The sequence below is a fragment of the Spirosoma montaniterrae genome (genome assembly GCF_001988955.1).
In the GTDB taxonomy this organism is placed as follows: Bacteria; Bacteroidota; Bacteroidia; order Cytophagales; family Spirosomataceae; genus Spirosoma; species Spirosoma montaniterrae.
In genome coordinates, this window is record NZ_CP014263.1 from 2366654 (window position 1) to 2391379 (window position 24726).

The following is a 24726-nucleotide window of genomic DNA, read 5'->3' on the forward strand; positions in this document are numbered from 1 at the left end:
TCGCGTCAGTTATGCGAATTCTGAATATCTGCGCCTATACCTGGCAAACGGGTGGCCCCCCTAAAATCATCTTCGATCACACGCAGGTTGTGCTGCGGTACGGTCACTCGGTCACGATTCTTAGCCCGATTTCGCCCGGTGAAACGCCCTATCCCGTGCCCGACGGAGCTAATCTTGTGCTTTGTCAGCGAACGCCGGTCATCAGCCAGTATTTTCGGGAGTTTTCGGGCGAACTCTACCGGTATCTGCAACAGCATATCCACGAGTTCGATGTTATTCACTGCCACGGCCTTTGGCATTTCGGTACACTTGCGCCGTTTATGCTCGACCGGCGGGTTGCGAAAGTAATCACTATCCATGGCGTACTCGACCGCTGGACCTACGCCCACAACAACTGGAAAAAGCGCATCATCGATACGCTGGCGCAGAAAGCGTTTTTGCGCCGGGCCGACCTCGTGCAAATCAACAACACCGACGAGCGCGAAGACCTGCTGCGGTATCTCGGCTATCAGCACCCCAACGTCGCAATTATTCCGAACGGGGTGAAAATGAGCGATTTTGTTCAGCTACCGGCAAAAGGTACGTTCCGGCAAAAGTTTGGTTTGCCCGCCAGCAAAAAGCTGGTGTTGTTTATGAGCCGCCTGAACGAGAAAAAGGGTCTGGATTTATTACTGCCCGGCTTCCGCGATTACGTTCGGCAACACCCCGACACGGTACTGGCTCTGGCCGGTTCTGACGATGGCTATAAAGCGGCCACGGAGCAGTTTATTGCCCAGCATAACCTCGGCAACTCTATCAAACTGGTCGGTATGCTCACGGGCGACGATAAAAAAGCTGCCCTCGCCGATGCTGACCTGTTTACATTGCCGTCGTACTCGGAAGGATTTTCAATGGCTGTGCTGGAAGCAATGGCGGCTGGTACGCCCGCGCTGGTATCAGACCGGGTTGGTTTTGGCGAAACTATTCGGCAACACGAAGCCGCCGGATTAGTAGAGTTAACGCCCGAAGGCGTCCGGGCGGGTCTTGAACGAATGCTGGGCGACGATGCCCTGCGGCAGCGTGTCAGTCAGAATGCTACGGCCTTGCTGCGGGCGCAGTACGACATCGACATTGTTGCCAAACAGTTGCTCGACGAATACGAAAAGGTATTACGTTCGTAGAACTTCCCGTTTCGGCACCCGGCTCCAGTCGACGCGCCGGTCGGCTTCGGCCAGGTCGATAAACGGAAACTCGGTGAGCAATTGTTTGAGTTTGGGCCAGCACCCTTTCAGCCCGTAATACGATTTGAACTGCCGCGCACGGCTCAGGCCCGGAATCATCGGCTGGTCGGCGTCGAAATCGCGGGGGTGAAAATACGTCATCACGTAAGGCGACCGGCGCGTGAGTTCGCGAATGGCATGGTATGGCAGCAACCGGAAGTAGCCCCCGCCCGAAAAAATCAAATCCTGCCCCAGAATGCCAGTCGTATTGATCGGAAATTCTTTCAGCAGCGTCCCATCGATGTTAAGCAGTCCGGGTTCAAAGAGGGCCATCGACGCATCGCCCCCGTGTGCGCGTCGGGCCGAAAACACGGAGCAGTCGATTTCGATGCCCTGTTCAAGTAAAATAGGAAACACCCATCGATTGTAGGCTTTAACGGAAAAGCCTGGTGCGCGATACGACCGAATACGCTTGCCGGTCAAATCCTGCAAGTGCTTGATCGACCGCGCCAGATCGTCCTGAAACTCGGCGGGTGTTTGCTCATAAGCCAATTGGTGGGCGTAGGAGTGCGTTGCCACTTCATAACCAGCCGCGTCGATTCGGCGGATTACGTCGGGGTGTTTGTCAGCGACCCAGCCTAAGCAAAAAAACGTAGCCCGGCTATTGGTTTCGTCCAGAAGCTGGAAAATACGGTCCATATTCCGATAAATCCGCGTTTCGTATTGGCCCCACTCCGCTTCGGTGCGTGTTGACGCGTTATCGAGAATATGAAACCACTCTTCTATATCGAATGTGAGAATGTTCACGCGAGGTATATTTAATAAAATTTCTTCCCGGCTTTCAGGAAAGCCTGTACGTCGGCTTTGGTCGGGAAGGTAAAATAGGTCATTTGGGCAGCATCGTTTTCGATGAGTTCGTAGTTGCCCGAATGAATTTTTTCGATAGACTCCAGAATGGCGTCCATGCCCATTTTTTTGGTCACGTCGATAAGTTCGGCCTGACTCCGGTTGCCGATTTCGAGTTTTTTCTGGACCAGAATCGGGCCACTGTCAATGCCCTCATCCACAAAGAAAACCGACACGCCCGTGTGCGTTTCGCCGTTTTTCAACACCCAGAACGACGGCATCAGCCCCCGATATTTGGGCAACAGGGCCGTGTGGAGATTGATGCAACCGTGCGTGGCTACATCTAATAATTTGCGCTTAAAAATCTGATTACCAGCAATTGACACCAGCAAATCGGGTTTATACGCCCGCAGTTTTTCGAGGTTTTCGTCTTTGTTGATGTTGCCCTCAATCTGAATCAGCGGAATATTTCGGTCGGCCAGTGTTTTCCGAACGTTGTTGCGGCTGTCTAATTTCGATAGTACGAATTTGAACCCGTACCGCACAAAAAACGGCAAGCCGAAGATGTCGTAGGTTTTTTTCATCTTCTGACTGAACGTCTCGCGTTTGCCAAACGGCGACACGTCGAAAACCACCGTAGCCACCACTTCGGCGTAGGGCGGTAGCTTTTTCAGCAGATAATCAATATTTTGGGCAAGATAGAACGGGTCGTCCTGCGTCAGAATCACAAGGCGCATAAACAGTCAGAGAGCGATGATGATGGGACAAAGCTACGCAATCTGTCGCAAAGCTACCGAACCAATACTTTTTGGTGCAGCGTTTGTCCGTCGTCGGTTTGCAGATCAGCCATATATAGTCCAGCTTCCAGGTCGGGCAATGGAATCGTCAGCTTCCGCTGCGCTGTACCCTGCCAGCTTTTTACAGCCCGCCCCATCAGGTCGCGCACAACCAACGAAGTGAACATGGCTTTATCGGCCTCGATGTACAACACCCGGTCGGGGGCCAGCGGATTCGGGTACAGCCGCACCAGCGGGGCCACCGGCTCGATTCCCAACACCAGCGGGCGGGCCGTCACCACATTGCTGTAGACCGATTCAGACACGTTACTGAACGACCGAAGCCGGTAAAAGTACGTGCCGAACATATTTGGAATATTCGTATCTGAAAATGAGTTGGCCGTTCCGTTCAGGTTGGCTATCAGCCGAAAATTGGTGGCCGTGCTGTCGGCACGTTCGAGCAGTTGTGTTTGCGCCCCCGCCGATGCCGTCCAGGTCAACTGAATCTGCTTCTCAGACAAAGGCCGGGCAACCAGCGTCGTTACGGTGGCAATGGCGTCGGCTATGGGGACGTTATCGAACGAAAACGCCCGCATCCCACGCGTATTGCGTAGTGTTGGACCGTTGTAGTAGTCATATCGAATGTCAGAAAAATAAGCGGGCAGATAGCGCAATTTGGTGGCCGTAGCGGGTTGTTTCAGCCCCAGCAGCACCCGATTCTGCCGAACCATTCCGCCCGACACCCAATCGGCCTGCCCATCTAAATAGAACACGTCTTTCAGAAAACGCTTAGCCCGAATCGACCCGTCGTTGAAATTATAGAACGTAGTGTCGTTGACCCAGACCATCTGCATCTGCGGCTCGTATTCTATAGTAATCGAATCTTTTCGGGCGTTATAAAACACCTTTCGTATGTCGGGTGAGTTGATTTGCTCGGTATCGGTGGAGCCGTATATATCGCGGGCAATCAGCCGAAACTGTTCATACGCCATTCGCTGATGCGCCAACGGGTCATAGTGTACGCCATCGTAGCCTGGTGTTCCGACGGTAGCAATGGTTTCAACGTTCGGGTAGAGATATTTTGTGCGTCGCTGGAAATCGCGCAGAGCAGCCGCCCCGTCGACGGGAACGTTCAGAATATTGATCTGCCCGACATACATCCGGGCATTCCCGTAATCCTGACGAAACTGATTATACAAGGTCGTGAACTTCGTATCGTATCCTTCGGGTTTGTCGCCAGCTTCGGCTTCGCCCTGTTTCCAGATAATTGCTTTAGCGTGTTTGGCAATGCCGGCCCACTGAGCACGCAGTAGCAACTGCCCGTAAATAGTGGTTGCATCGGCAGGGTTGAGCGGATTACGGGCCGACAGAGCCGCAATACCCGTGCCACCCATGGCTCCGTTTAGTACTACCGTTGGGATGCCATACGTTTGGAGAATGTACCGTTGGAGCGATAAACCCAGCCCACCAACGCTGGCGAACGGCTGCTTGGCCGGATACCAGCGCATCTCGGCTTCCGGGTTCGATGCGCCGAACGGATACATCACGTTTCGCAGGTACTTATCATCGAATGTCCAGGAATAATAATCATCCAGACCGGGCAGAGCCAGCGCGTTCGACTGTCCATGAATGATGTATACGTCGCCACAAACAACCCGCTGTCGCTGCACCACCAGAGTTGAATCGGTGGTGGTATACGCCCAGACTTTGAACTCATACTCAGCAGGTTCAGCTTTGATGACAGTCGACAGGCTGAACGGTTTTTCAGTAGTAGCCTGACTCGTTCCAGTTGGTGTAAGTGTTTGGCTAACCGTGGCCGTAAGAACGCCTTCACGGAATACCTGCACACCTACCCGAACAAGACCGGGTGCCGTAGCTTGTCCGGCAATAACAACCGGAGCCTGTCCGCTGTCATTGCGGGGGTATAATTGTAAATCGCGGGGCAGTTGATTAAATGAAATTTGTCCAACTGCTTCGAAATAACAGAAAAACAATATCAGACAACCGTAAAATCGTTCCACGGGCTTTCCCTCATCTAAAAAAAGTTATATTATTGCATCGCTTTTCAGTTATGTCTTAGTTACGGTAGTAAGTGCACGAATTTAAGATTCCGGCTATACTATACCGAATTAATTGATTTAATGGTTTAACTGGAGAGATAAGCTTATGGCCGACGTATCCGTTATCATCCTGACATTCAACGAAGAGAAACACATTGCCCGCTGTTTAAACAGTTTGTTGCCCTTTACGGATAAACTATTCATTGTAGATTCTTTTTCGACGGATAAAACCGTTGACATAGCTCGTTCAATGGGGGCAGTTGTTGTGCAGAACGCTTGGGTCAATTACGCTACGCAATTCAACTACGGAATTACCCATACGCCGTTTCAGACAACCTGGCTCATGCGGATGGACGCCGATGAATACGTTCTACCTGAACTGGCCGACGAAATCAACCGGCGGGTTGCCGACCTCCCCGCCGACGTTGGGGGCGTGTATATCAAACGGCGGGTAATTTTCTTAGACCGGTGGATGCGCCACGGCAGCTACTACCCTATCTGGCTGCTACGCATCTGGCGACGGGGCGACGGTTTCTGCGAGCAGGTCTGGCACGATGAGCATATCAAACTCTCGAAAGGCAGCTCTATTGAGTTTCAGCACGATTTGGTCGATCACAACCTGAACAACCTGACGTGGTGGACACAAAAACACAATCACTACACCATTCTGGAAGCCATTAACCTGCTCAATTACCAGTATCGTTTCGACAACGCCGAGACGGTGCAGGCCCGGCTTTTCGGTACGCAGGAGCAGCGGATGCGTTTTCTGAAGGAGCGGTATGCGTCGCTGCCGTTATTTACGCGGCCTGTGTTGTATTTTATCTACCGGTATTTTATACGGCTGGGTTTTCTCGACGGCAAAGCAGGGTTGGTCTGGAGCGCGTTGCAGGCACTGTGGTATCGATTTCTGGTCGATGCCAAACTGATGGAAGTTTACCTGCGTGCCGGGCGCGACAAAGAAGCGATTATTGACTATTTTATGAAGGAATATGGCAAAGACCTCAGAGCCATCCGGCCCGCTCCGGTCAAGCAGTCCTGACACAACAACGAGCCGGGGCCGCACCGACCTGTCGCAGTTCGATAACAGTTGGTATCACCCCGGCCCGCGCTGGAAAGTGCTGTTGTGGTTTTTGGTGAATCCAATCACACTGAATAGCTACCTGCCTATACCGGTAGCTGTTAAAGTACTTATTCTTAAGCTTTTCGGCGCAAAAATTGGCCGGGGAGTTATGATCAAACCTGCCGTAAACGTCAAGTATCCGTGGCGGCTTCGGGTGGGCGATTACGTCTGGATTGGTGAAAAAGTCTGGATTGACAACCTCAGCGACGTGACCATTGGCAACCATGTGTGTCTATCACAAGGGGCTATGCTTGAAACAGGTAATCACAATTATCGCCGGTCGGCATTCGATCTCACCACGCAACCCATTACGCTCGACGATGGCGTCTGGATTGGTGCCCGGTCGGTGGTTTGTTCGGGGGTTCAGTGTGCGTCACATGCCGTGCTGGCGGTTAATTCAGTTGCCACCCGTTCGCTGAACGCCTACGGCATTTATCAGGGAAACCCGGCCACTTTGGTCCGACAACGAGACATCAACGCGTGAAAGTATCCATTATAACCGTCGTTTACAACGGAGCCGAACACATTCGGGATTGCATAGAGTCGGTGTTGAATCAGACGCATCCAACTATCGAATATATTATTATCGATGGAAAATCGACTGACGGGACCGTTGACATTGTTCAATCTTACGGCACGAAAGTTGCGCGATTTATCTCGGAGCCGGACAAGGGTCTATACGATGCCATGAACAAAGGCATCCGAATGGCAACCGGCGATGTGGTTGGCCTGCTGAATGCCGACGATTTTTATCGGCATAATCGTGTGATCGCAAACATGGTCGCTTTGTTCGAAAAAACGGGCAGCGACGCTGTTTACGGGGATATGCTCTACGTAGACCGGACCGACACGCAGAAGCTGAAACGCTACTGGCGGTCGGGTTGGTATCGGGAAGGCGCGTTCAAGTGGGGGTGGATGCCCGGCCATTTATCGTTCTTTGCCAAGCGATGGCTTTATGAACAATATGGCCTGTTCCGACTCGATATGAAGAGCGCAGCCGACTACGAATTGCTCCTTCGATTCATCCACAAAAATAAGGCCAAACTGTCTTATATGAATGAAGTAACAATAGTGATGCGGGCTGGCGGAATTAGTAACAGCAGTGTTAAGAACCGTTTACGAGCCAATCGCGATGACAGGTTAGCCTGGGAACTAAATGGGGTAAAACCGTACTTCTTTACGTTATGGCTCAAGCCTTTACGTAAACTAACGCAGTATATTACCAAGCCTCCTGAGTTGCATCAGCGCGATGATCTGTAGCGACAAGGCCGTTTACTCAAATTATGCTTGCCAGTTAGTCAAAACCAGTGATTTTTACGACGAACACACCACAAAACCGCAAATACGAATAGTGTGCGGCTTCGTTCGTGCGATAATCTTCCTGACAAAGCTCTACGGAGCATAGTCGGGCTTTAATCAGCCAACCCTATGAATATAGATCTCTTCATCGCCTTTTTACAAAATAAGTTCACGAGTGATCTGTTTACCCTGAGTTTATACCAGTGTATCTTATCGTTTCTTGTGGCTTGCTTTATATCGGTCGTCGCCATTCCGGTTGTCATCAAGATTTCTGAACTGAAGTCGCTGATGGAGAAACCCGGCGAACGACGTGCCCACACAACCCCAACGCCCACGTTTGGGGGGATAGCGATTTATGCTGCTATCCTGATTGCGTATTTCCTCTGGCCCAGTATCGACCAAACAGACGTGTACCGCACCAATCTATCGGTGGCCGGTATGACGATCCTGTTTTTCATCGGTATCAAAGACGATTTGGTTGGCCTCGATCCGAACAAAAAAATACTGTTTCAGGTCATGGCCGCCATGATTCTGATTTTCTTCGGCAACCTGCGCGTCGATTACCTCTACGGTATCATGGGTTTCCACCATATCGAAGAGGTAATCAGCATTCTGCTCACCTGCTTTATCTTCATTGCGCTAACCAATGCCATTAATCTCATCGACGGTATCGACGGTTTGGCGGGCGGCATTGCTACTATTGCCAGTGCTACTTTCGGCGGCTGGTTTCTGCTGACCGACCATTTCACAATGGCCTGTTTAGCCTTTACAATGGCTGGCGCATTAGTTGGCTTCCTTCGGTTCAACTTCTCGAAGACCAGCAAAATTTTCATGGGCAACACGGGTTCGCTGATTATTGGCTTTATGCTGGCGTTTTTTGCCGTGCGCTTTGTGAACCTGAATGCTTCGTTCCGTTATGAACCAACGGCCTTTTTCAACGCGCCTATTATAGCTATCGTTATCCTGATCGTTCCTATTTTCGACACACTGCGGGTGTTTCTGGTGCGTATTCTGGCCGGGCGGTCTCCTTTTTCGGCTGACCGGAATCACATGCACCACATTCTGCTCGATAACGGTCTGTCGCACGCGGGGGCTACGGCGGTCCTGTGCGGGGTTTCGTTAGTGAATACCGTCTTGTTTCTGCTTTTCCATCGCAACATTTCCAACACGCAGTCGCTGCTGATTCTGGGCGGGCTGTTTGGCCTTTACATGGTTGTCAGCTTTACGCTCAAGATGCGGGTAAAAATCGTGAGTACGCATCCGCGCCGACGCAGAGCCGTACTACGCCGGGAGTTACAAAGCGGCCTGATTGGCAAACGAATCGTCGATTATTTATAGGCATTGACCCTCTCCCGCAGTTGGGTTATTGTGTGTCAGCGGTTAAGAGCCGGTCTGTTTTCATCTACAGGTCGGATAACTTCCGCCCCTGCTGACGCCCCCAGAAAAGGTGTTTGGACTGACCGACGACCTGTGAGCCATAAATACCCCGATGCCCTGAACACAAATAGGCCATTATGCAGGCAATGGCAACATAGGGGCCACAAGCCACACCGAAGAGTTCAAGTGCCATAAGTATGCAGGCTAATGGTGTATTGGCAGCCCCCGCAAAAACGGCGACAAATCCCATCCCTGCCAGCAGGGCTATTGGCAGCGGTATCCAGCAGGCCAGGGCGTTGCCTAATGTAGCGCCCATAAAAAATAACGGTGTTACCTCCCCTCCTTTAAATCCCGCCCCCAACGTCAAAGCGGTAAACAGCAGTTTCATGGCAAAGTCGGGCGGTGGCAGCGGCTGCTCAAAAGCCTGAACAATAACGGGTATGCCCAAACCTATATAACGGGTAGTTCCGATAACCCACACGAACCCGGCTACCACAGCCCCTCCCACTAACGGGCGCAAGGGGGGGAAAGCAATCCAGCGTTTAAATGTGAGGCTCGTAACGTGCGTCAATTTGCCGAATACTATGGCACACCCGCCAAAAGCCACACCCGCCAACGCGGCATAGAAGGCATATTCGGGCGTAAGTGGAGGCACTGTATCGATGTGATAATGGGTATGTCCAACCTGCCACCACCGTGTCACATAATCGGCACCCAAAGCGGCCCCAAAAGCGGGCAGAATGGCTTCATAGCTGATGCGGCCAATTAAAAATACTTCCAGGCCGAACACGGCTCCAGCCAGTGGAGTGCCAAACACAGCCCCAAAACCAGCACTGATTCCGGCAATCAGCACCAACCGGCGGTCGCGGGGGCGCAAACGAAATAATGCGGTGAACTGGTCGGCGATGGCACCGCCCATTTGCAGAGCCGTACCTTCCCGACCAGCCGAACCGCCGAACAAATGTGTACCCAGCGTTCCGGCCAGCACGAGCGGAGCCATGCGGAAACGAATGCGCGTTGCAGGCCGGTGAATGTTGTCTAACAGCAGGTTGTTCCCTCCTTCAACGGAACTACCTACGTAGTGATACAGCAACCCAATCAGGAACCCGCCAACAGGCAGTAATGCAATGACCCAGCTATTCGCTTCCCGCCAGGAAGTCACCCAATCGAGCGATACCAGAAAAAAAGCTGATGCAGAGCCAACGCTAACGGAAATCAGCGCGGTCAGCATCAGCCATTTTGCCACAAAAAAGGGCAATGGAAACAGGCGAATCAGCCGGGCAAGCTGACGATAACGAGCCACTGTGAGAAGCGCGGCAGCCATCATTCAGGCAACCGCATACAACTCCTCACGTTGCTGTTTCACACGAGCGTCGGCAATGAATTCGTCGTAGGTCATCAGTTTGTCGAGGATGCCCGCCGGGGTAATTTCAATCACGCGATTGGCAACGGTCTGAGCAAACTGATGGTCGTGGCTGGTGAACAACACAGGACCTTTGAAGTCGATCAGGCCATTGTTGAGCGATTCGATGGATTCAAGGTCGAGGTGGTTGGTTGGCTCATCAAGGATCAATACGTTTGCTCCCGACAGCATCATTCTGCTCAGCATACAGCGCACTTTTTCGCCCCCGCTCAGTACGCTCGCTTTCTTCAGCGACTCCTCGCCCGAAAACAGCATCCGGCCCAGAAAACCCCGGATGAAACTCTCGTCTTTTTCTACCGAATATTGCCGCAGCCAGTCGACTAAGTTGAGGTCGGTCTGGAAGAATTTATCTTTTTCCGCATCGGTCGGGAAGTACGACATGGTAATGGTAACGCCCCAGCGGAACGTACCCGAATCAGCTTTGCGCTCGCCCGCCAGAATATCGAATAATGCCGACACGGCCAGTCCGTCGCGGCTGTAGAAGAAAATCTTATCGTTCCTGTTTACTGTAAACGACAGGTTATCAAACAGTTTCGTGCCGTCTTCTGCCGTGTAGGTCAGGTTTTCGACACTCAGAATCTGATCGCCGGGTTCACGTTCGGGCTTAAAATTGACGTATGGATATTTCCGCGACGAGGGTTGAATATCTTCAATCGTCAGTTTTTCGAGCAACTTGGCCCGGCTCGTAGCCTGTTTCGACTTCGACGCGTTGGCCGAGAACCGGCGGATAAACTCTTCCAGTTCTTTCCGCTTATCTTCGGTTTTCTTGTTCTGATCCTGCCGTTGTTTCAGGGCCAATTGACTCGATTCGTACCAGAACGAGTAGTTCCCGGCAAAGAGCTTCACTTTCGCAAAGTCAACGTCTACAATTTGCGTACAAACCTGATCTAAGAAGTGCCGGTCGTGCGAGACCACGATCACAGTGTTGTCGAAATTGGCTAAGAAATTCTCAAGCCAAAGACTCGACTCCACGTCGAGGTTGTTGGTTGGCTCGTCGAGCAGCAGAATGTCGGGGTTGCCAAACAGAGCCTGCGCCAGCAGTACGCGTACTTTTTCGGAGCCGTTGAGGTCGGCCATCTGAGCGTAGTGCTGATCTTCTTTGATGCCCAGACCCGATAGCAGCGCAGCCGCGTCCGACTCGGCGTCCCAGCCGTTCATTTCGGCGAATTCGGCTTCGAGTTCGGCTGCCCGTTCGCCATCGGCATCGGTAAAGTCGGCTTTAGCGTAAAGCAGGTCTTTTTCCTGCATGATGTCATACAGGCGTTGGTTGCCCATAATCACCGTTTGCAGTACCGGAAATTCATCGTAAGCCGATTGGTTCTGATTTAGCGCCGACATCCGTTCGCCGGGGCTGATGCTGACAGTACCCGTTTGCGGCTCAATTTCACCCGACAGAATTTTCAGGAACGTTGATTTACCGGCTCCGTTAGCCCCAATAACGCCATAGCAATTGCCCGACGTAAATTTTATATTGACGTCATCGAACAATACCCGCTTACCATAGCGGAGCGAGACGTTTTGTACCGTAATCATGGTGTTGTTTCTCCTTCAGATTGAGCCGCAAAGGTACAAAATTTTACCGGGAAAGGCGAGACGATACGTTGTTCGGCCAACAAATCATATGTCAACAATAGACCACTATTCTTTTGTTGAAATATATTAACTTCGGCTTATCAAACCCATTCGCTCATGCTCCAGCCGACAACACTCCGGTTCCTGACCGACCTCAAAGCCAATAACGAAAAGCCGTGGTTCGATGCCAACCGGCGCACGTATGAAGCCGCCCGCGCCGACGTTGTGCAGCTTACAACGACGCTAATCGACGGCCTCAACGCCAGCGACCCCGACATTGCGGGGGCATCGTTACAACCGAAAAAGTGTATCTTCCGCATCAACCGCGACGTGCGTTTTTCGGCCAACAAATCGCCCTATAAAACCAATTTTGGCGCGTGGTTCAGCAAAGGCAGCAAACACGTAAATGCTGCCGGATATTACCTGAACATTGAACCGGGCGGTAGTTTTGTGGCCGGTGGTTTGTATATGCCCGACGCGCCCCTGCTGGCGGCTATTCGGCAGGAAATCGATTACACAGTTGACGAATTCAATCAAATTCTGACAGCACCAACGTTCACTGCTTATTACGATGGGCTGAACCGCGACGACGTGCTACAACGCCCGCCCAAAGGTTACGCGGCTGATAATCCGGCCATCGAATACCTTAAATTAAAAAGCTTTACGGCCTGGCACCGCCTGCCCGACGACGCCCTGACCCAACCCAATCTGGCTCAACACGTACTGGCAGCCTTCGCAGCCCTACAACCGTTAGTGACCTATCTGAACCGGGCCGTTTCATGAGTGATAAGTGGGCAAACTCATCACTCATCACTCATCACTCATCACTCATCACTCATCACTCATCACTCATCACTCATCACTCATCACTCATCACTCATCACTCATCACTACCTACCGGCTGACTTATAAAAATCGGCAATCACGCGGGTCATCTGTATCAGTGCGGGTTTGTCGATATACATCATGTGGCCGGCCTCGTAGAACGACTGCGTAACGTTCGCTTTCAGGGCTGGGTCGAGCATCATGTGCGCGAAGGTATAGTCGGTAGCGAAGTAGGGTGTTGCCATGTCATAATAGCCGTTACAGACGTGAACTTTCAGATACGGGTTCTTGGTCATGGCCTGCCGCAGCGTTTCGGCGGTGTTCAGGAACTGGTTCTGTACGTTGGCGTAGCTCCAGGGCCGCACCCGCCCGGTCAGGATTTCGTAAGGCAGGTCGTTTTTTACTTTCAGTACCCGGTGCAGGTGGTCGTTGACGGCGGTGGTAAATGGGCCGTAGATCGTGGCGTTGTAGCTGGGGTCGAACTCGTAGGTTTCGCCTGCCCGGTCGTAGTCGGAAGCGATAAATCGACCATCGAGCCGACCTACGGTTTTGCCTTGTTTACGGAGCAACTCTTTCGTAAAGCGGTCGTCGCGGATGCGCAGATTGCAGCGTTGCAGATAATCGGTCGAAAGGCCCGTAAACTTGCTCAATTGGGCGGCCACGGTTTGCCGTTCGGCGGGGGTCAGGCGGTCGCCTTTCATCAGCGCGAGTGTGTAGTCGCCTATGGCGTATTTTTCGACCTCGGCCAGTAGCGTTTTGAGGTCGCTGTAGGCAGGCACCTGTTTGTGATACCAGGCCATCGCTGCATAAGTGGGCAGAAACAGGCTATAGGGCAGTTCGTTGCCGCTGATAAAAAAGTCGCCGGTAGCGAAATCGAGTACCGCCGAGATCAGCACAATCCCATTCAGAAACAGTCCGTGCCGGTCCTGCAAATACCCCGATAGCCCCGCCGAGCGCGTGGTGCCGTAACTTTCGCCCGATAAGAATTTGGGCGACGCCCATCGGTCGTAGCGGGTAGTGTAGAGCCGTATAAAATCGCCAACTGACTGAATATCTTCTGTATAGCCCGTAAATTCTTTTTTATCGATGCCTTCTGCCGGGCGGCTATAGCCGGTCATAACGGGGTCGATGAACACTAAATCGGTAAAGGCCAGCCACGTAAACTCGTTGTCGGCAACGGTATACGGCGGAGCCAGCATCCGGCCATCGTCGCCCATCAGAATGCGTTTGGGTCCGAGCGCGCCCATGTGCAACCACACCGAAGCCGACCCTGGCCCGCCGTTGTAGGTATATGTAATGGGGCGCGTGGCGGGGTTCAGAACGCCATCGCGGGTGTAGGCAACAAAGAAAATATTGCCTTTCACTTTGCCCGTTTCATCACGTTGAGGCAGGTAGCCCGCTGTGGCCGTGTAGTTAATCTTTTCCCCATTCAGGGTAATGGTGTGTTTCGTTATCGACAGGTCTGGGTCGGGCGCATTACCGGAAATAACGGGTTGTTCGGGTCTCTGGGCGAAGACCCAGCCAGCAAAAACACACAGCAGGCAAAGGGTGAGGAATGATGTTTTCATGCAGGTTCTGGAGAAAAACAAATGTACGGAATAAACCCCACCCCAACCCCTCCCCGTTAGGGAGGAGCTTACTCGCGTAAGCTTCTTCAGAAGTAAGTCCCTCCCTAACGGGGAGGGGTTGGGGTGGGGTAAAGCACCCGTTTCAGCACAGCCACGGCCTGTTCCAACTCCTGTTCTGTGCTCGATGCGAAACCAAGCCGCGTGCCATTAAGTTGGCGACCCGGTGGGTTGTGGGTCAGGCCCGATGACAGAAACAACCCGGCCTGACCGGCTCGTTCGACCATTTTCGGCATATCGATGTTCGGGTCGAACTGCGCCCATACGGCCATGCCACCGTCGGGTTTCTGGAATGTCAGCCTGTCAGATAGTTCGGTAGAGAGCAGGTTGCAGAAATAATTGCGCCGGGCATGGTAGGTGCGCAGTGCTTTCCGGAAATGGCGTTTCATGTCGCCATCCTTAAACAGTTGCGCAACGGCAAATTCAAGAATCTGGTCGCCCTGCCGGTCGATGATGCGCCGAAGCCGGGCCAGTTCATCGATCAGAGCCGTGGGTGCTACCACATACCCCACCCGAAAGGCCGGTGCCACCGACTTCGTGAGCGACCCCACATACACCACCATGCCGTTTCGGTCGGCACTTGCCAGTGGCAGAATGGGGCGGCTCAGGTAGTGAAAATCATAATCATAGTCATCCTCCAGAATTGCAAAGCCGTATTGTTCAGCCAGTTGCAACAACCGAACGCGTCGGTCGGCCCGCAGCGTAACGGTGGTGGGGTAATGATGGTGGGGCGTTACATACACCAGCCGCACAGTCTGACGCGCACACAACGCAGCCAACGCTTCTACGTCCAGCCCGTGTTCATCGACTGCCACGGTCAGCAGCGTGGCTCCAGTCTGCCGAATGTTCATAGTGGCTCCGGCCCAAGTGGTTTCGCCCGTTACGGCCACGTCGCAGGGGCGCAACAGCGTTTGGCAGGTCAGATAAAGCCCCATAATACTCCCCCGCCCCACCAGCACATTATCGGGTGTGGTTTGCAGCCCGCGTGTTTCGTTGAGGTGCCGCGACAGTTGTTCGCGCAGGAGCGGGTGGCCTTTCGTATCGGCATAACCAAAATGCTGTTGCGGATTACCCCACCGGAAATAGGACCGGTAGGCACGCGCCAACTCGGCCATCGGTGCCAGCCGAACGTCAGGAAAGCCATCATCTAACGTCAGCCCGCCGGAGTTTATCAGCAATGGCCGGTGCAGCGCGGGGTGGGTTTCGACTGTATAGCCGGGTTGTTGATTAATGGCTGTTTCCGTTTCCGCCAACGGTTGCGGTTTTACCTCCGGCAGGTGCATTGCCACAAACGTCCCACTCCCCGACCGACTTTCGAGCCAGCCCTGTACCAGTCCTTCGTCGTAAGCAGCGACAATAGTTTGCCGGTTTACGCCCAATAAGTTAGCCAACTGGCGCGTACCCGGTAACCGCTGCCCCGCCGATAGCGTACCGGCCTGAATCAACTGATGCAGTTGATCACTGATCTGCACAAACACGGGTGTAGCCGTTGTTTTGTCGACGGTCAGAAGCGTGGCGTAAGGAAGCATGGCTTTAGTGAAAAGTGAAAAAGTGAAAAGTGAGTCAGTATCTGTACTTTTAACTTTTCATTTTTCACTTTTAACTTTTTTAAACCGAATCGCGCAGCCGCCCCCTTTTGTCAGCTTCAAATTCAATACTGACTTACGGGTAACGCGCTGTTTGTCAATTTTATACGCTTCGGGATTTGTATCCCAACCCGCATTGTCAGCATCACGGTAAATGGTAGCTTTGTAGGTATCTCCTGTATTCAGAAACGTGAGCGGAATGGGCAAAACACGGGCATTTTCATCGGTGATGGCCCCCAGAAACCAGTCGTCGGAACCTTTGCCCCGACGAGCTACGGCCACGTAATCGCCCGGCTCGGCGGCAATGTACTGCGTATCGTCCCAATCAACCGGCACGTCGCGGATAAACTGGAACGCGTCCATATACTTCAGGTAATTTTCGGGCAGGTCGGCGGCCATTTGCAGCGGGCTGTAGATTGTTACGAACAGGGCCAACTGCTTTGCCAGTGTGGTCTGAACGCGCTGCCTGCGAGTACTATCGAACTGATTGAGCCGCAGCCGAAACAGGCCGGGGGTAAAGTCCATCGGCCCACCGAGCAGGCGCGTAAAGGGCAGAATAGTGGTGTGTTCGGGGTTGATGCCCAACGTGGGGGCGTTGTTGAACTCGCTGCCCCGCGCGGCCTCGCTCGCCAGCCAGTTCGGATACGTTCGGTGCAGGCCCGTTGGGCGGCTCGACTCGTGCGAAGCGACCATGAGTTTGTACTGTGCAGCTTTCTCGGCCACGCGTTCGTAATGTTTGTTCATCCACTGCCCGTCGTGGTGTTCGCCACGCGGAATAATGCGGCCTACATAGCCCGTTTTCACAGTGTTGATGTTTTTGCTGACCATGTACCGGTACGCATCGTCCATGCGCCGTTCATAGTTCGTGACTGCGCCGGACGTTTCGTGGTGCATAATCAGTCGAACGCCTTTCTGTTTGGCGTAGGCTGTCAGCGCGTCGATGTCGTAGTCTGGATACGGTGTTACAAAATCAAACACATCTTCTTTCCAGTTTCCAAACCAGTCTTCCCACCCTACATTCCAGCCTTCGACCAGCACCCCGTCGAAGCCGTATTGCGCGGCAAAGTCTATGTAGCGTTTTACGTTGGTGGTATTGGCTCCGTGTTTACCACTCGCCAGCGGCCAATCGGCTTTGCCGACATGCATCTCCCACCACATCCCCACAAATTTCTGCGGTTTAATCCACGATGGATCGGCAATGCGGCTCGGCTCGTTTAGATTCAGAATCAGTTTCGACGCCAGCAAATCGGTCGCTTTGTTGCTCACCAATACCGTGCGCCAGGGCGTTTTTGCTGGCGTTTGCAGATACGCTTTATTACCCACCGCATCGGGCACCAACTGCGACCGGAACGTAAGCCGGGCTTTATCGAGCCGCAGGTGCATAACCGGGTAGTTCAGCAAAGCAGCTTCAAAAATGCTGATATACAATCCGTTGGTCGTTTTCATCAACAACGGCGATTGCACGGCATCAGGGCCGATGAGCGATTGCAGGGCAATATCTTTTTCTTTTGCCGCTGCCGGAAGCGGGTCGATTTCGCTGAATTTGGTGGTGTTGTAGAGGTATTCGTTGGTGTCGTAATCGCCCGGAATCCAGAACGTAGTGTGGTCGGCAGTGAGCCGGAACTGCGTGTTTTCATCGGCTACCACAAAATGTTTCAGATGCGGCTGTTCGGGAAATTCGTAGCGGAAACCCAGCCCGTCGTTGAACACCCGGAACCGCACCACCATCTGCACGTTCGAGCCAGCTTTGTCAGCCACGCGCACGGCCAATTCGGTGTATTGATTGCGAATCTGCGCGACCTCGCCCCAGACGGGTTTCCAGGTTTCATCAGCCTTCGCGGAATCGACCGAAACGACCGCGAATCGGTTCAACGTAACGGCGGGTCTGCTGAAGACAAAGCCTAACGACGACGGTGCAATAACCGCTTGATTCTGAAACGTCAGCGCGTAGGTCAACTCCCCAGCCGCATCGGTTTGCACAGTCAGCCGAATGCGCTTATCGGGCGATGATGCGTAGTGGAGCGATTGCGCCTGCACGGCAAACGCGCCAAGACAAAACAGAGCGGTCAGGAAAATGCCTTTCATGAAAGGTTAACTGGTCTATTGGGTTTATCAAAATCGGATGAGTTGACTCGTCCGGCAAGATAAGACATTTGGCAGGCTAACGATTAATGAACGAACCGAAAAAATGACCAGCAACCGCACAACACCCAGCCGGCTTGCCAAACGCGCCAGCTACGAAACCGACACCATCAACGCCATTTTAGACGAAGCCCTATTCTGCACGGTTAGTTATGTGCAAGATAATCAGCCGATGGCAATACCAACCGCTTTTGCCCGAAACGGCGATAAGCTGTACATTCACGGCTCGGTGGGTAGCCACTTTATCCGCAGTATAGAAGATGGTGCGCCCGTCTGCATCACGGTCATGCTGGCCGATGGGCTGGTACTGGCAAAATCGGCTTTTCATCACTCGGTTAATTATCGCTCTGTTGTGATTTTCGCCAACGCCGAAAAAGTGACCGACGATGCCGAACGAATGAACGTCCTCGCGCTTATTACCGACCACCTGATTCCGGGCCGCTGGAACGACCTTCGTCCAACTACCGATTCGGAACTGCGGAAAACCACCGTACTGGCTTTTTCGCTGGCCGAAGCATCGGCTAAAATCCGAACCGGCGGGCCAAACGACGACCCCGAAGACGCGCATTTGCCAACGTGGTCGGGCGTGGTGCCGTTGCATACGGTGCGTGGCACACCTATTCCGCGCGAAGGAGGGGAACATGTATCTTTGCCAAATTATTTACCATGAATTTGACTATTCGCCGGGCTACCTTAGCCGACGCCGAACACATTGGTCTGTTAGGCCGCGTAACTTTTCGGGAAACATTCGGGCCATATTTTGAAAAATGGCCCGACTTAGAAGTTTATCTGAATCAGACATTTAACGTTGCCAAGCTGCGAGGAAGCCTCCAAAAAGAAAACAACGCATTTTGGCTCGCGCTGGCCGATGATCTGCCCGTTGGTTTTGCCAAGCTGAAACGATTTTCGCCCAACCACGCGCTATCGGGTGAGCACCCGGCGCAGTTGCAGAAAATTTACGTTCTTAGCGATTTTCTGGCTCAGAAAGTAGGCATTGCGCTGTACGACGCTCTGCTGAATGAAGCCCAAAATAGCCCGGCCACTGACCTATGGCTGATGTCGTTGAGCGCAAACGAACGCGCCATTCGGTTTTACGAGCGCACGGGCTTTACGGTGGTTCAGCCCGCAAAATTCACTATCGGCAGCCAAATGTTCGATTTTTCGTTGATGAATAAACCGTTGGCAGTAATTTGAACGCTCGTGTTTTCTACTCTACGGCTGGTACGGCTGGTCGGGACATTCGTCCCGACCAGCCGTACCACGACGAGGAACAGATGGCCCTTTGCGTATTCTCTGGTACAGCCCTGATGCTCACCTGCTACGTATTTTGACATCAGCGAAGTAGCCTTCTGTTCCTACGTCGACCCAGAGACCAATGGCTCCTGACGCGTTGCTCCCGTGCTTGAGATCAGTCACGACTAAAGAGGGCTGTTTGGCATCGTTGATAAACAGCTTAGCTTCTTTTCCCATCACTTCGATGCGTAGTTTAATCCATTCGTTCAGGCCCATGTCAGCGTAAGACTCAAATTGGCCCGGTGCTTCTTTCCGCAGGCGGTCAAATTTGTAGTCCGGGTACGAAAAATACTGAATCGAACGATTACGGCGGAGCTGATCGTTGGCCCGTGCGTTGGTCGGGCGCACGTAAATACCTTCAAACTTTGAATTATCCGCGTTGACACGAAAGGCCACGCCAATAAATCCTCGTGCCAATTCGGGGGCATTTTTTAGCAGGCGACTCAAGACGTTCACTTCAATGATCCCGTCTTTGACATCAACGCCAGCAAGTTTTACAAACGTTGGTTCATCAACCGCTTCAATGGTCGAATCTTTGATGACTTTTAGAGCCTGCTTACTGTTAAAGCGTTCGATTGACATCGACACCTGAACCGGTTGAAGCCGGTGTGACGGATCGTTTCGTTTTTTAAATGAAATAGTCTGAGCATAACCCGACATACCGGGCAGCAAACAACTGAGCAGGGTAATGACCGCAATTTTCATCGAAAAAATTAATTCATAAAAGCAAAAAAGTTATGCTTATACGCCCTTATGAACCCACCGATACCGAAGCTCTGATGGGCGTTTTCCGCAAGAACGTACCCCATGCATTTGGCGAAGAAGAAACCGCCGACTATATACAGTTTTTGCAGGATATGCCAGTCAGCTACGTTGTGGCCGAACACGCAGGGCAGCTTGTGGGAGCCTGCGGGTATTTTATTCCTAACGACGGTACGCCCGCCCGCCTTGTCTGGATTTTCAGCGACCCCAATGCCAAAGGATTAGGCACAGGCAGTGCTTTAGTGCGGTACTGTCTCAACGCTATTCGGCAGCAGGCTCCTAACCGGCTCATCGAGTGTCGCACCTCTCAGGTAGCGTATCGGTTCTTCGAGCGGTTTGGTTTCGTACTTCACTATACCAGACCCGACTACTGGGTGCCGGGTCTGGATTTATACTACATGACATTGCCGCCCGTACTGTAGGGCTTCACAGATCGCCCTTCGCCTGATATACCAGCAACGGAATGTGCGAGAGTACCACCATGCGGCCCGTCAGGCTGGGGTTGAGCAGTCCCGACAGAAAATCGCGTTCGCGGGTGGTCATCACCAGCAGGTCGGCGGGATGTTTATCGAGATACTTTTCAATACCGCCCGTTACGGTGTTCGATTTCACGGTATCGACGGGTAGCGGCTCCGGCCCGTACACGGCCTGCAACTGACTGATAATCTCGGCATCGTCGGTTAGGTTAGGCTGGTTTTCGGCCTGCACGTGCAGCACGCGTAGCGACGCCCCGAAAACCCGCGCTAACGCAACAACCTGCCCAAAAACAACCTCTTCATCAAACTCCAGCGGGCTGCTGTATACAATTGTTTTCAGATCCGCCGAGGGCGTTACGTCGTCTTCGCTCGTTGGCACTACCAGCACCGGGCAATGGGCGAATCGGGCTACCCCCGTAGCCGACGTGCCCATGAGTCGGTCGAAAAAACCACTCATCTGGCTGCGGCCCATCACGATCAGATCCGCTTTATGTTCATCGGCAGCGGCCAGAATGGTATCGTTTATGGCCCCGCGTCGCAGGTCAGTGCGGCAACTGACGCCTTCGGTCTGTAGTGTGTCGGCAAGTTCGTTTAGCTGCTCGTGATGCACAGCCGCCGTATCAGCCGCTACCGTTCCCAAACCCAGATCGCCTATTACGGGCATCGACGCATCGGGAACGGGTATAGCCTGTACGTGCAGCGCGACGATATTGGCTCCATACTGTTTTGCCAGCATTTTAGCCCAAACCAGCGCGTCTTTAGACGCATCTGAAAAGTCGGCAGCGAAAAGAATGGTTTTCATGATTGGCAGGATTTTTCGTTAGAAGTCGCCAATATACGCTCCTTACCCGCTCACGATGTTGTGCGTATGTTAACTGTGCAGTTGATTGTGGTCAGTCCTGTTTTGTACAACCACAAGCGCGTTACTTCGGCTGATGATACACGAGTACCGGCACGTCCGATTTTTCGATGAGCGCAGCCGCCCGGTTGGGGTGCAGGAGGCTATCTAAAAAGCCGCCCTGCGGGTAAAGTTCCAGCACGATCATATCGGCAGCCGGGCGTTCCAGTTGATCTTCTGTCAGGTAGATGCGGTGCGCGTCGAAAGCGTCGACAATCGAATCGGTCTGTGTCATCACGTCGTCGCGGGTTGTGCGCGATTGCATGGCGTAGGCCACCGTCCGAATCTGCGCGGGCTTCATTGGCTCGCCTTCGGCGGGCGTCGGTACAATCAGCACGGGGCAGGGCGAACCATCGGCCACGTCGGTAACGGCACTGCCCGCCAACCGGTCGAAAAACGTACTCAGGTCACTACGGCCCATCACAATCAGGTCGGCGGGCAGCAGGCGGGCTACGTCCAGAATCTCGTCTTCAACCGAGCCAATGCGCCAGTCGGTCTGCACCGATAAGCCTTCGTGTTGCAGGCTGGTGGCTACTTGTTCGAGCCGTTCCTGACCAATGCGTTCAACTTCGAGCGAAGCCGTAACGCCTAAGCCGGGGTCGCCAATCGTAGGCAGCGTGGTATCGGGCAAAATGGGCTGATAAACGTGCAGCAGCGTGATGGTAGCCCCGGTTTTACGGGCGAACAGCCGCGCCCAGTTCAGGGCGTGGGTAGCGTTGGTAGAAAAATCGGTTGGGAAAAGTAAGTTGGTCATAACGATAAGTGAAAAATGAAAAGTGAAAAGTTGCTTCCAGAACAATCATTTTTCACTTTTCACTCTTAACTGTTAATTACCAACTGTGTTTAATTTTTGCAGGGCCATGAGCTGTTGCATGTTTTTTTCCATGCTTTCGGTCGAGCCGTCGAGGAAAATAACGTTGCCTTTGCCGTTCTCAGCGAAGTGTTTGATAGCTTCGGTCCAAATCGAAAACAGAATCAGCGACGCATCTAAATTGGCTTCGTTCATCACTTTTGCCGACTCGGCCATACCCTTTGCTACTTCCTCGCGGAACAACGCCACGCCCTGCCCACGCAGTTGCGATGCCGTTTTTTCGGCTTCGGCAGAAATCTTGATGGCGTTTCCTTCGGCTTCGGCGGCTTTGGTTTTGGTGATAAGCAACGCCTGTCCTTCGTTTTCGGCAGCCGCCCGCAGATTGGAAGAAGCTACCACCTGCGCCATCGACCGCATAATTACCTCATCGAACGCAATGTCGTTCAGTTGCAGGTCAGTCAGGTGATACCCCCAGCTTTCGAGGAGCGTATCGAGCTGCGATTTTACGTGTTCGATGATTTCTGAGCGCAGAGCCAGAATTTCGGATTGCCGTTTGGTGGCGACAAAGCTGCGAATCGAGCCTTCGATGGTGCGGGTCAGAGCCTGCATAAACGAGGCTTCGTCGATGAATTTGAAGGCCACGTTTTTAATAGTCTCTTCGCCCTGATTCAGCACCGAATAAACCAGCATGGCTTTGAAATTTACGTTGGCCTGATCGGCGGTGATTGCCTGAAACGCCAGTTCGACCGAGCGGTTTTGAATCGAGATGCGCCGGTACACGGTTTCGATAAACGGAATCTTGAAGTTCAGCCCCGGCCCCATCACCCGCGCATATTTGCCAAAAATGGTAATAACGGCTACCGTACCCTGCTGTACAATTACGACCGACAAAAAGACGAGGACAACCAGCAGAAAGAATAAAATGGATAGGGTAATCATAGTTTTATTTTGTTGAAACGATGGGAAATAATCAGGACACCAACCTACGAAGAAGAATGATGCCCTGCACAAAAACTGTATAATCGGTCAAGAGACCACAACGTATTCAGAACGGGGACGCTACTCAACATCTCCGCCCGGCAAGGCAATCTCAACAGCACATTGCTGCCTATTTCGGCACACCAGCGATCTCGCCCAGTTCCTTTAATTTGGCAAAGCCGTTGGCGTTTTGCGGGTTTAATTCAACTGATTTTTTGTAGTTCTGAATAGCCATCGACTTGTTACCGGCTACCATGTGAGCTTCACCCCGGCTGTCATATACGTTATAGGAGGCAGGGAAAGCCTCAACGTTCAAATCGAAAATAACCAACGCTTCGGTCAGTTTCCCATCGCGCATCAGTTCATAACCGAGGCTGTTGATCTCGTTTTCATTAACGCTGTATGTTTTATCGGCACGCCAGGCGTTAAATTTCTGCTGCGTTTTAGCCACCGGCTCCGACATGACCGATTGCCGTAGCAAATCAGTAATCGGCTTCTTTGGTGGTGCAACGGGCTGGTCATACAGAATGTTGACGATGTTCATCTTAATGGCATCGAGCGGAGCACTACCCGTGTTGTTGAGCAGAACAATCAATTGCCGGTCTTTGGGCATCCGGCTAATTACGGTGTTAAAGCCGTTGATACCCCCTCCGTGCTCAATCACGAGCAGACTATCTTTCAATTGCCCAACGTTAGTTTTCCCAACGCCCCAACCATAGGCATAGTGTGACAGGAAGGGCGTAAACATAATGGCTTTCGACTTGGCCGACAGCAGTTTATCGCCGTAAAGTCCCTGATCCCACAGGTATAAATTTTCTACGGTCGAGTACATCGAACCGGCTGCATACGGAATCGACATATCCAGATACGGCGCGTTCACATAGCCACCATTCCGTTTTTCGTAGCCTGCTGCCCGTTTAGCAAGGAGCGGACTCGCTAAATCATAACCCGTATCGGTCATTTTCAGTGGCGTAAGGATGTTCTCTTTCAGCACTTCGGCGTATGGTTTACCCGTTACCTTCTCGATAATAACGCCCAACAGAAAATAGCCGGAGTTGTTGTAAGCAAACTTTGAACCCGGCTCGAATTCGAGCGGCAGACTGGCAAATTTTTTCGTGAAGGCTTCGGGGGTATACGGGTCCCGGCTGTCTTCTTCAAAAAACTTCGGGAAACCTGTGTAGCTCGGAACGCCGGAGGTGTGAGTCAGCAGATGATGAATAGTGATTTTGTCGCCCGTTGCTTTCGGATAATCCGGCAAATAATCCGTGATTTTCCCATCTATCTTTAGCTTGCCCTGCTCAGCCAACTGCATAATAAGCATAGCAGTGAATTGCTTGGTAATTGAACCGAGCCGAAATTTCGTATCAGGCGTGTTGGCAATGCCCCACTCTATGTTAGCCATCCCATAGCCTTTCTTAAAAATCACCTGCCCTTTTTCGGCCACCAGCACCGCGCCGTTAAACTGACGGTTGGCGAGATATTGGCTGACGAGGGCGTCGATTTTAGCGGCTTTATTCTGCGCCAGCAGCGACGGAGCCAGCACGCACAGCATAATAAAGAGTCCGGCAGACCGGAGAAGAATAGATAGGTTCATCGGTACGTCTGGGAGTTGGTGAAACAAAAAATGGATGCTGCGCCAAGGTACAGCATCCGTTTTG

At 52.5% G+C, this 24726-nt stretch carries 23 protein-coding genes; 10 read left to right on the top strand and 13 right to left on the bottom strand.

The window, feature by feature from the left end; translation table 11 throughout:
- Positions 1-11: 11 nt before the first annotated feature.
- Positions 12-1160 (top strand): glycosyltransferase, encoded by a 1149-nt coding sequence (locus AWR27_RS10325; RefSeq protein ID WP_077131105.1) that lies wholly within the window; start codon positions 12-14, stop codon positions 1158-1160.
- Here AWR27_RS10325 and AWR27_RS10330 read toward each other — a convergent pair.
- The 3 genes from AWR27_RS10330 to AWR27_RS10340 are packed head-to-tail and all read right to left on the bottom strand — an operon-like array spanning position 1149 to position 4842.
- On the bottom strand, positions 1149-2006 hold the full coding sequence (locus AWR27_RS10330; protein ID WP_077131106.1) for a polysaccharide deacetylase family protein: 858 nt from the start codon (positions 2004-2006) through the stop codon (positions 1149-1151). The two genes, AWR27_RS10325 and AWR27_RS10330, sit on opposite strands and share 12 nt — an antisense overlap.
- A gap of 11 nt (positions 2007-2017) precedes the next feature.
- The gene (locus AWR27_RS10335) at positions 2018-2782 is read right to left on the bottom strand and encodes a methionyl-tRNA formyltransferase (protein WP_077131107.1); all 765 of its coding nucleotides are present in this window, start codon (positions 2780-2782) and stop codon (positions 2018-2020) included.
- Positions 2783-2835: 53 nt separating this feature from the next.
- Positions 2836-4842 carry a sialate O-acetylesterase gene (locus AWR27_RS10340; RefSeq protein WP_077131108.1) on the bottom strand — a complete coding sequence of 669 codons (2007 nt, stop codon included), beginning with the start codon at positions 4840-4842 and terminating at the stop codon, positions 2836-2838.
- Between the two features lie 145 nt (positions 4843-4987).
- On the opposite strand from AWR27_RS10340, the gene AWR27_RS10345 reads away from it, so the two are divergent.
- From AWR27_RS10345 to AWR27_RS10360, 4 genes are all read left to right on the top strand, one after another.
- Complete coding sequence (locus AWR27_RS10345; RefSeq protein ID WP_077131109.1) at positions 4988-5920, top strand: glycosyltransferase family 2 protein; 933 nt, start codon at positions 4988-4990, stop codon at positions 5918-5920.
- Positions 5871-6485 carry a WcaF family extracellular polysaccharide biosynthesis acetyltransferase gene (locus AWR27_RS10350; protein ID WP_077131110.1) on the top strand — a complete coding sequence of 205 codons (615 nt, stop codon included), beginning with the start codon at positions 5871-5873 and terminating at the stop codon, positions 6483-6485. Before AWR27_RS10345 ends, AWR27_RS10350 begins: the two co-directional genes overlap by 50 nt.
- The gene (locus tag AWR27_RS10355) at positions 6482-7261 is read left to right on the top strand and encodes a glycosyltransferase family 2 protein (protein ID WP_077131111.1); all 780 of its coding nucleotides are present in this window, start codon (positions 6482-6484) and stop codon (positions 7259-7261) included. The genes AWR27_RS10350 and AWR27_RS10355 overlap by 4 nt, the downstream gene beginning before the upstream one ends.
- 168 nt (positions 7262-7429) lie before the next feature.
- On the top strand, positions 7430-8638 hold the full coding sequence (locus AWR27_RS10360) for a glycosyltransferase family 4 protein (protein WP_077131112.1): 1209 nt from the start codon (positions 7430-7432) through the stop codon (positions 8636-8638).
- Between the two features lie 64 nt (positions 8639-8702).
- On the opposite strand, the gene AWR27_RS10365 is transcribed toward AWR27_RS10360, so the two are convergent.
- Together AWR27_RS10365 and AWR27_RS10370 are read right to left on the bottom strand one after the other, a co-directional pair.
- Positions 8703-9980 carry a voltage-gated chloride channel family protein gene (locus AWR27_RS10365; protein ID WP_232326030.1) on the bottom strand — a complete coding sequence of 426 codons (1278 nt, stop codon included), beginning with the start codon at positions 9978-9980 and terminating at the stop codon, positions 8703-8705.
- Positions 9981-10004: 24 nt separating this feature from the next.
- Positions 10005-11633, bottom strand: coding sequence for an ABC-F family ATP-binding cassette domain-containing protein (locus AWR27_RS10370; RefSeq protein ID WP_077131113.1), 1629 nt, complete (start codon positions 11631-11633; stop codon positions 10005-10007).
- A 156-nt stretch (positions 11634-11789) separates the two neighbouring features.
- Here AWR27_RS10370 and AWR27_RS10375 point away from each other — a divergent pair, with 156 nt between their 5' ends.
- On the top strand, positions 11790-12455 hold the full coding sequence (locus tag AWR27_RS10375) for a DUF2461 domain-containing protein (protein WP_077131114.1): 666 nt from the start codon (positions 11790-11792) through the stop codon (positions 12453-12455).
- Between the two features lie 107 nt (positions 12456-12562).
- Here the strand turns inward: AWR27_RS10375 and AWR27_RS10380 are convergent, their stop codons facing one another.
- The 3 genes from AWR27_RS10380 to AWR27_RS10390 all read right to left on the bottom strand — a co-directional run bounded on the left by AWR27_RS10380 (position 12563) and on the right by AWR27_RS10390 (position 17793).
- Positions 12563-14065 (bottom strand): S10 family peptidase, encoded by a 1503-nt coding sequence (locus AWR27_RS10380; RefSeq protein WP_083732812.1) that lies wholly within the window; start codon positions 14063-14065, stop codon positions 12563-12565.
- A gap of 104 nt (positions 14066-14169) precedes the next feature.
- Positions 14170-15651, bottom strand: coding sequence for an aminotransferase-like domain-containing protein (locus tag AWR27_RS10385; protein WP_077131115.1), 1482 nt, complete (start codon positions 15649-15651; stop codon positions 14170-14172).
- Between the two features lie 57 nt (positions 15652-15708).
- A complete protein-coding gene (locus AWR27_RS10390) occupies positions 15709-17793 on the bottom strand; it encodes a glycoside hydrolase family 97 protein (RefSeq protein ID WP_077131116.1) in 2085 nt (694 codons plus the stop codon).
- Positions 17794-17896: 103 nt separating this feature from the next.
- Here AWR27_RS10390 and AWR27_RS10395 point away from each other — a divergent pair, with 103 nt between their 5' ends.
- From AWR27_RS10395 to AWR27_RS25260, 3 genes are read left to right on the top strand one after another with little or no spacing between them, the layout of a single operon-like run.
- Positions 17897-18520 (top strand): pyridoxamine 5'-phosphate oxidase family protein, encoded by a 624-nt coding sequence (locus tag AWR27_RS10395; protein WP_077131117.1) that lies wholly within the window; start codon positions 17897-17899, stop codon positions 18518-18520.
- Positions 18517-19044, top strand: coding sequence for a GNAT family N-acetyltransferase (locus tag AWR27_RS10400; protein WP_077131118.1), 528 nt, complete (start codon positions 18517-18519; stop codon positions 19042-19044). Before AWR27_RS10395 ends, AWR27_RS10400 begins: the two co-directional genes overlap by 4 nt.
- Complete coding sequence (locus AWR27_RS25260; RefSeq protein WP_157579190.1) at positions 19041-19181, top strand: hypothetical protein; 141 nt, start codon at positions 19041-19043, stop codon at positions 19179-19181. The genes AWR27_RS10400 and AWR27_RS25260 overlap by 4 nt, the downstream gene beginning before the upstream one ends.
- Here the strand turns inward: AWR27_RS25260 and AWR27_RS10405 are convergent.
- Entirely contained in the window at positions 19162-19848 is a 687-nt protein-coding gene (locus AWR27_RS10405) for a hypothetical protein (RefSeq protein WP_077131119.1), read from the bottom strand. The two genes, AWR27_RS25260 and AWR27_RS10405, sit on opposite strands and share 20 nt — an antisense overlap.
- A gap of 32 nt (positions 19849-19880) precedes the next feature.
- Between AWR27_RS10405 and AWR27_RS10410 the strand changes: the two genes are divergently transcribed.
- On the top strand, positions 19881-20327 hold the full coding sequence (locus AWR27_RS10410) for a GNAT family N-acetyltransferase (protein ID WP_077131120.1): 447 nt from the start codon (positions 19881-19883) through the stop codon (positions 20325-20327).
- 4 nt (positions 20328-20331) lie between these two features.
- Here the strand turns inward: AWR27_RS10410 and AWR27_RS10415 are convergent, their stop codons facing one another.
- From AWR27_RS10415 to AWR27_RS10430, 4 genes are all read right to left on the bottom strand, one after another.
- On the bottom strand, positions 20332-21183 hold the full coding sequence (locus AWR27_RS10415) for a universal stress protein (protein WP_077131121.1): 852 nt from the start codon (positions 21181-21183) through the stop codon (positions 20332-20334).
- A 121-nt stretch (positions 21184-21304) separates the two neighbouring features.
- Complete coding sequence (locus AWR27_RS10420) at positions 21305-22033, bottom strand: universal stress protein (RefSeq protein WP_077131122.1); 729 nt, start codon at positions 22031-22033, stop codon at positions 21305-21307.
- Between the two features lie 72 nt (positions 22034-22105).
- A complete protein-coding gene (locus AWR27_RS10425) occupies positions 22106-23029 on the bottom strand; it encodes an SPFH domain-containing protein (RefSeq protein ID WP_077131123.1) in 924 nt (307 codons plus the stop codon).
- Positions 23030-23198: 169 nt separating this feature from the next.
- Positions 23199-24662 carry a serine hydrolase gene (locus AWR27_RS10430; protein ID WP_077131124.1) on the bottom strand — a complete coding sequence of 488 codons (1464 nt, stop codon included), beginning with the start codon at positions 24660-24662 and terminating at the stop codon, positions 23199-23201.
- Positions 24663-24726 lie beyond the last annotated feature (64 nt).

Coding starts and splice junctions, on each gene's coding strand:
- AWR27_RS10325 (WP_077131105.1), top strand. CDS start 12: ATGCGAATTCTGAATATCTGCGCCTATACCTGGCAAACGGGTGGCCCC.
- AWR27_RS10335 (WP_077131107.1), bottom strand. CDS start 2,782: ATGCGCCTTGTGATTCTGACGCAGGACGACCCGTTCTATCTTGCCCAA.
- AWR27_RS10345 (WP_077131109.1), top strand. CDS start 4,988: ATGGCCGACGTATCCGTTATCATCCTGACATTCAACGAAGAGAAACAC.
- AWR27_RS10350 (WP_077131110.1), top strand. CDS start 5,871: ATGGCAAAGACCTCAGAGCCATCCGGCCCGCTCCGGTCAAGCAGTCCT.
- AWR27_RS10360 (WP_077131112.1), top strand. CDS start 7,430: ATGAATATAGATCTCTTCATCGCCTTTTTACAAAATAAGTTCACGAGT.
- AWR27_RS10370 (WP_077131113.1), bottom strand. CDS start 11,633: ATGATTACGGTACAAAACGTCTCGCTCCGCTATGGTAAGCGGGTATTG.
- AWR27_RS10375 (WP_077131114.1), top strand. CDS start 11,790: ATGCTCCAGCCGACAACACTCCGGTTCCTGACCGACCTCAAAGCCAAT.
- AWR27_RS10380 (WP_083732812.1), bottom strand. CDS start 14,065: ATGAAAACATCATTCCTCACCCTTTGCCTGCTGTGTGTTTTTGCTGGC.
- AWR27_RS10385 (WP_077131115.1), bottom strand. CDS start 15,651: ATGCTTCCTTACGCCACGCTTCTGACCGTCGACAAAACAACGGCTACA.
- AWR27_RS10390 (WP_077131116.1), bottom strand. CDS start 17,793: ATGAAAGGCATTTTCCTGACCGCTCTGTTTTGTCTTGGCGCGTTTGCC.
- AWR27_RS10395 (WP_077131117.1), top strand. CDS start 17,897: ATGACCAGCAACCGCACAACACCCAGCCGGCTTGCCAAACGCGCCAGC.
- AWR27_RS10400 (WP_077131118.1), top strand. CDS start 18,517: ATGAATTTGACTATTCGCCGGGCTACCTTAGCCGACGCCGAACACATT.
- AWR27_RS10405 (WP_077131119.1), bottom strand. CDS start 19,848: ATGAAAATTGCGGTCATTACCCTGCTCAGTTGTTTGCTGCCCGGTATG.
- AWR27_RS10410 (WP_077131120.1), top strand. CDS start 19,881: ATGCTTATACGCCCTTATGAACCCACCGATACCGAAGCTCTGATGGGC.
- AWR27_RS10415 (WP_077131121.1), bottom strand. CDS start 21,183: ATGAAAACCATTCTTTTCGCTGCCGACTTTTCAGATGCGTCTAAAGAC.
- AWR27_RS10420 (WP_077131122.1), bottom strand. CDS start 22,033: ATGACCAACTTACTTTTCCCAACCGATTTTTCTACCAACGCTACCCAC.
- AWR27_RS10425 (WP_077131123.1), bottom strand. CDS start 23,029: ATGATTACCCTATCCATTTTATTCTTTCTGCTGGTTGTCCTCGTCTTT.
- AWR27_RS10430 (WP_077131124.1), bottom strand. CDS start 24,662: ATGAACCTATCTATTCTTCTCCGGTCTGCCGGACTCTTTATTATGCTG.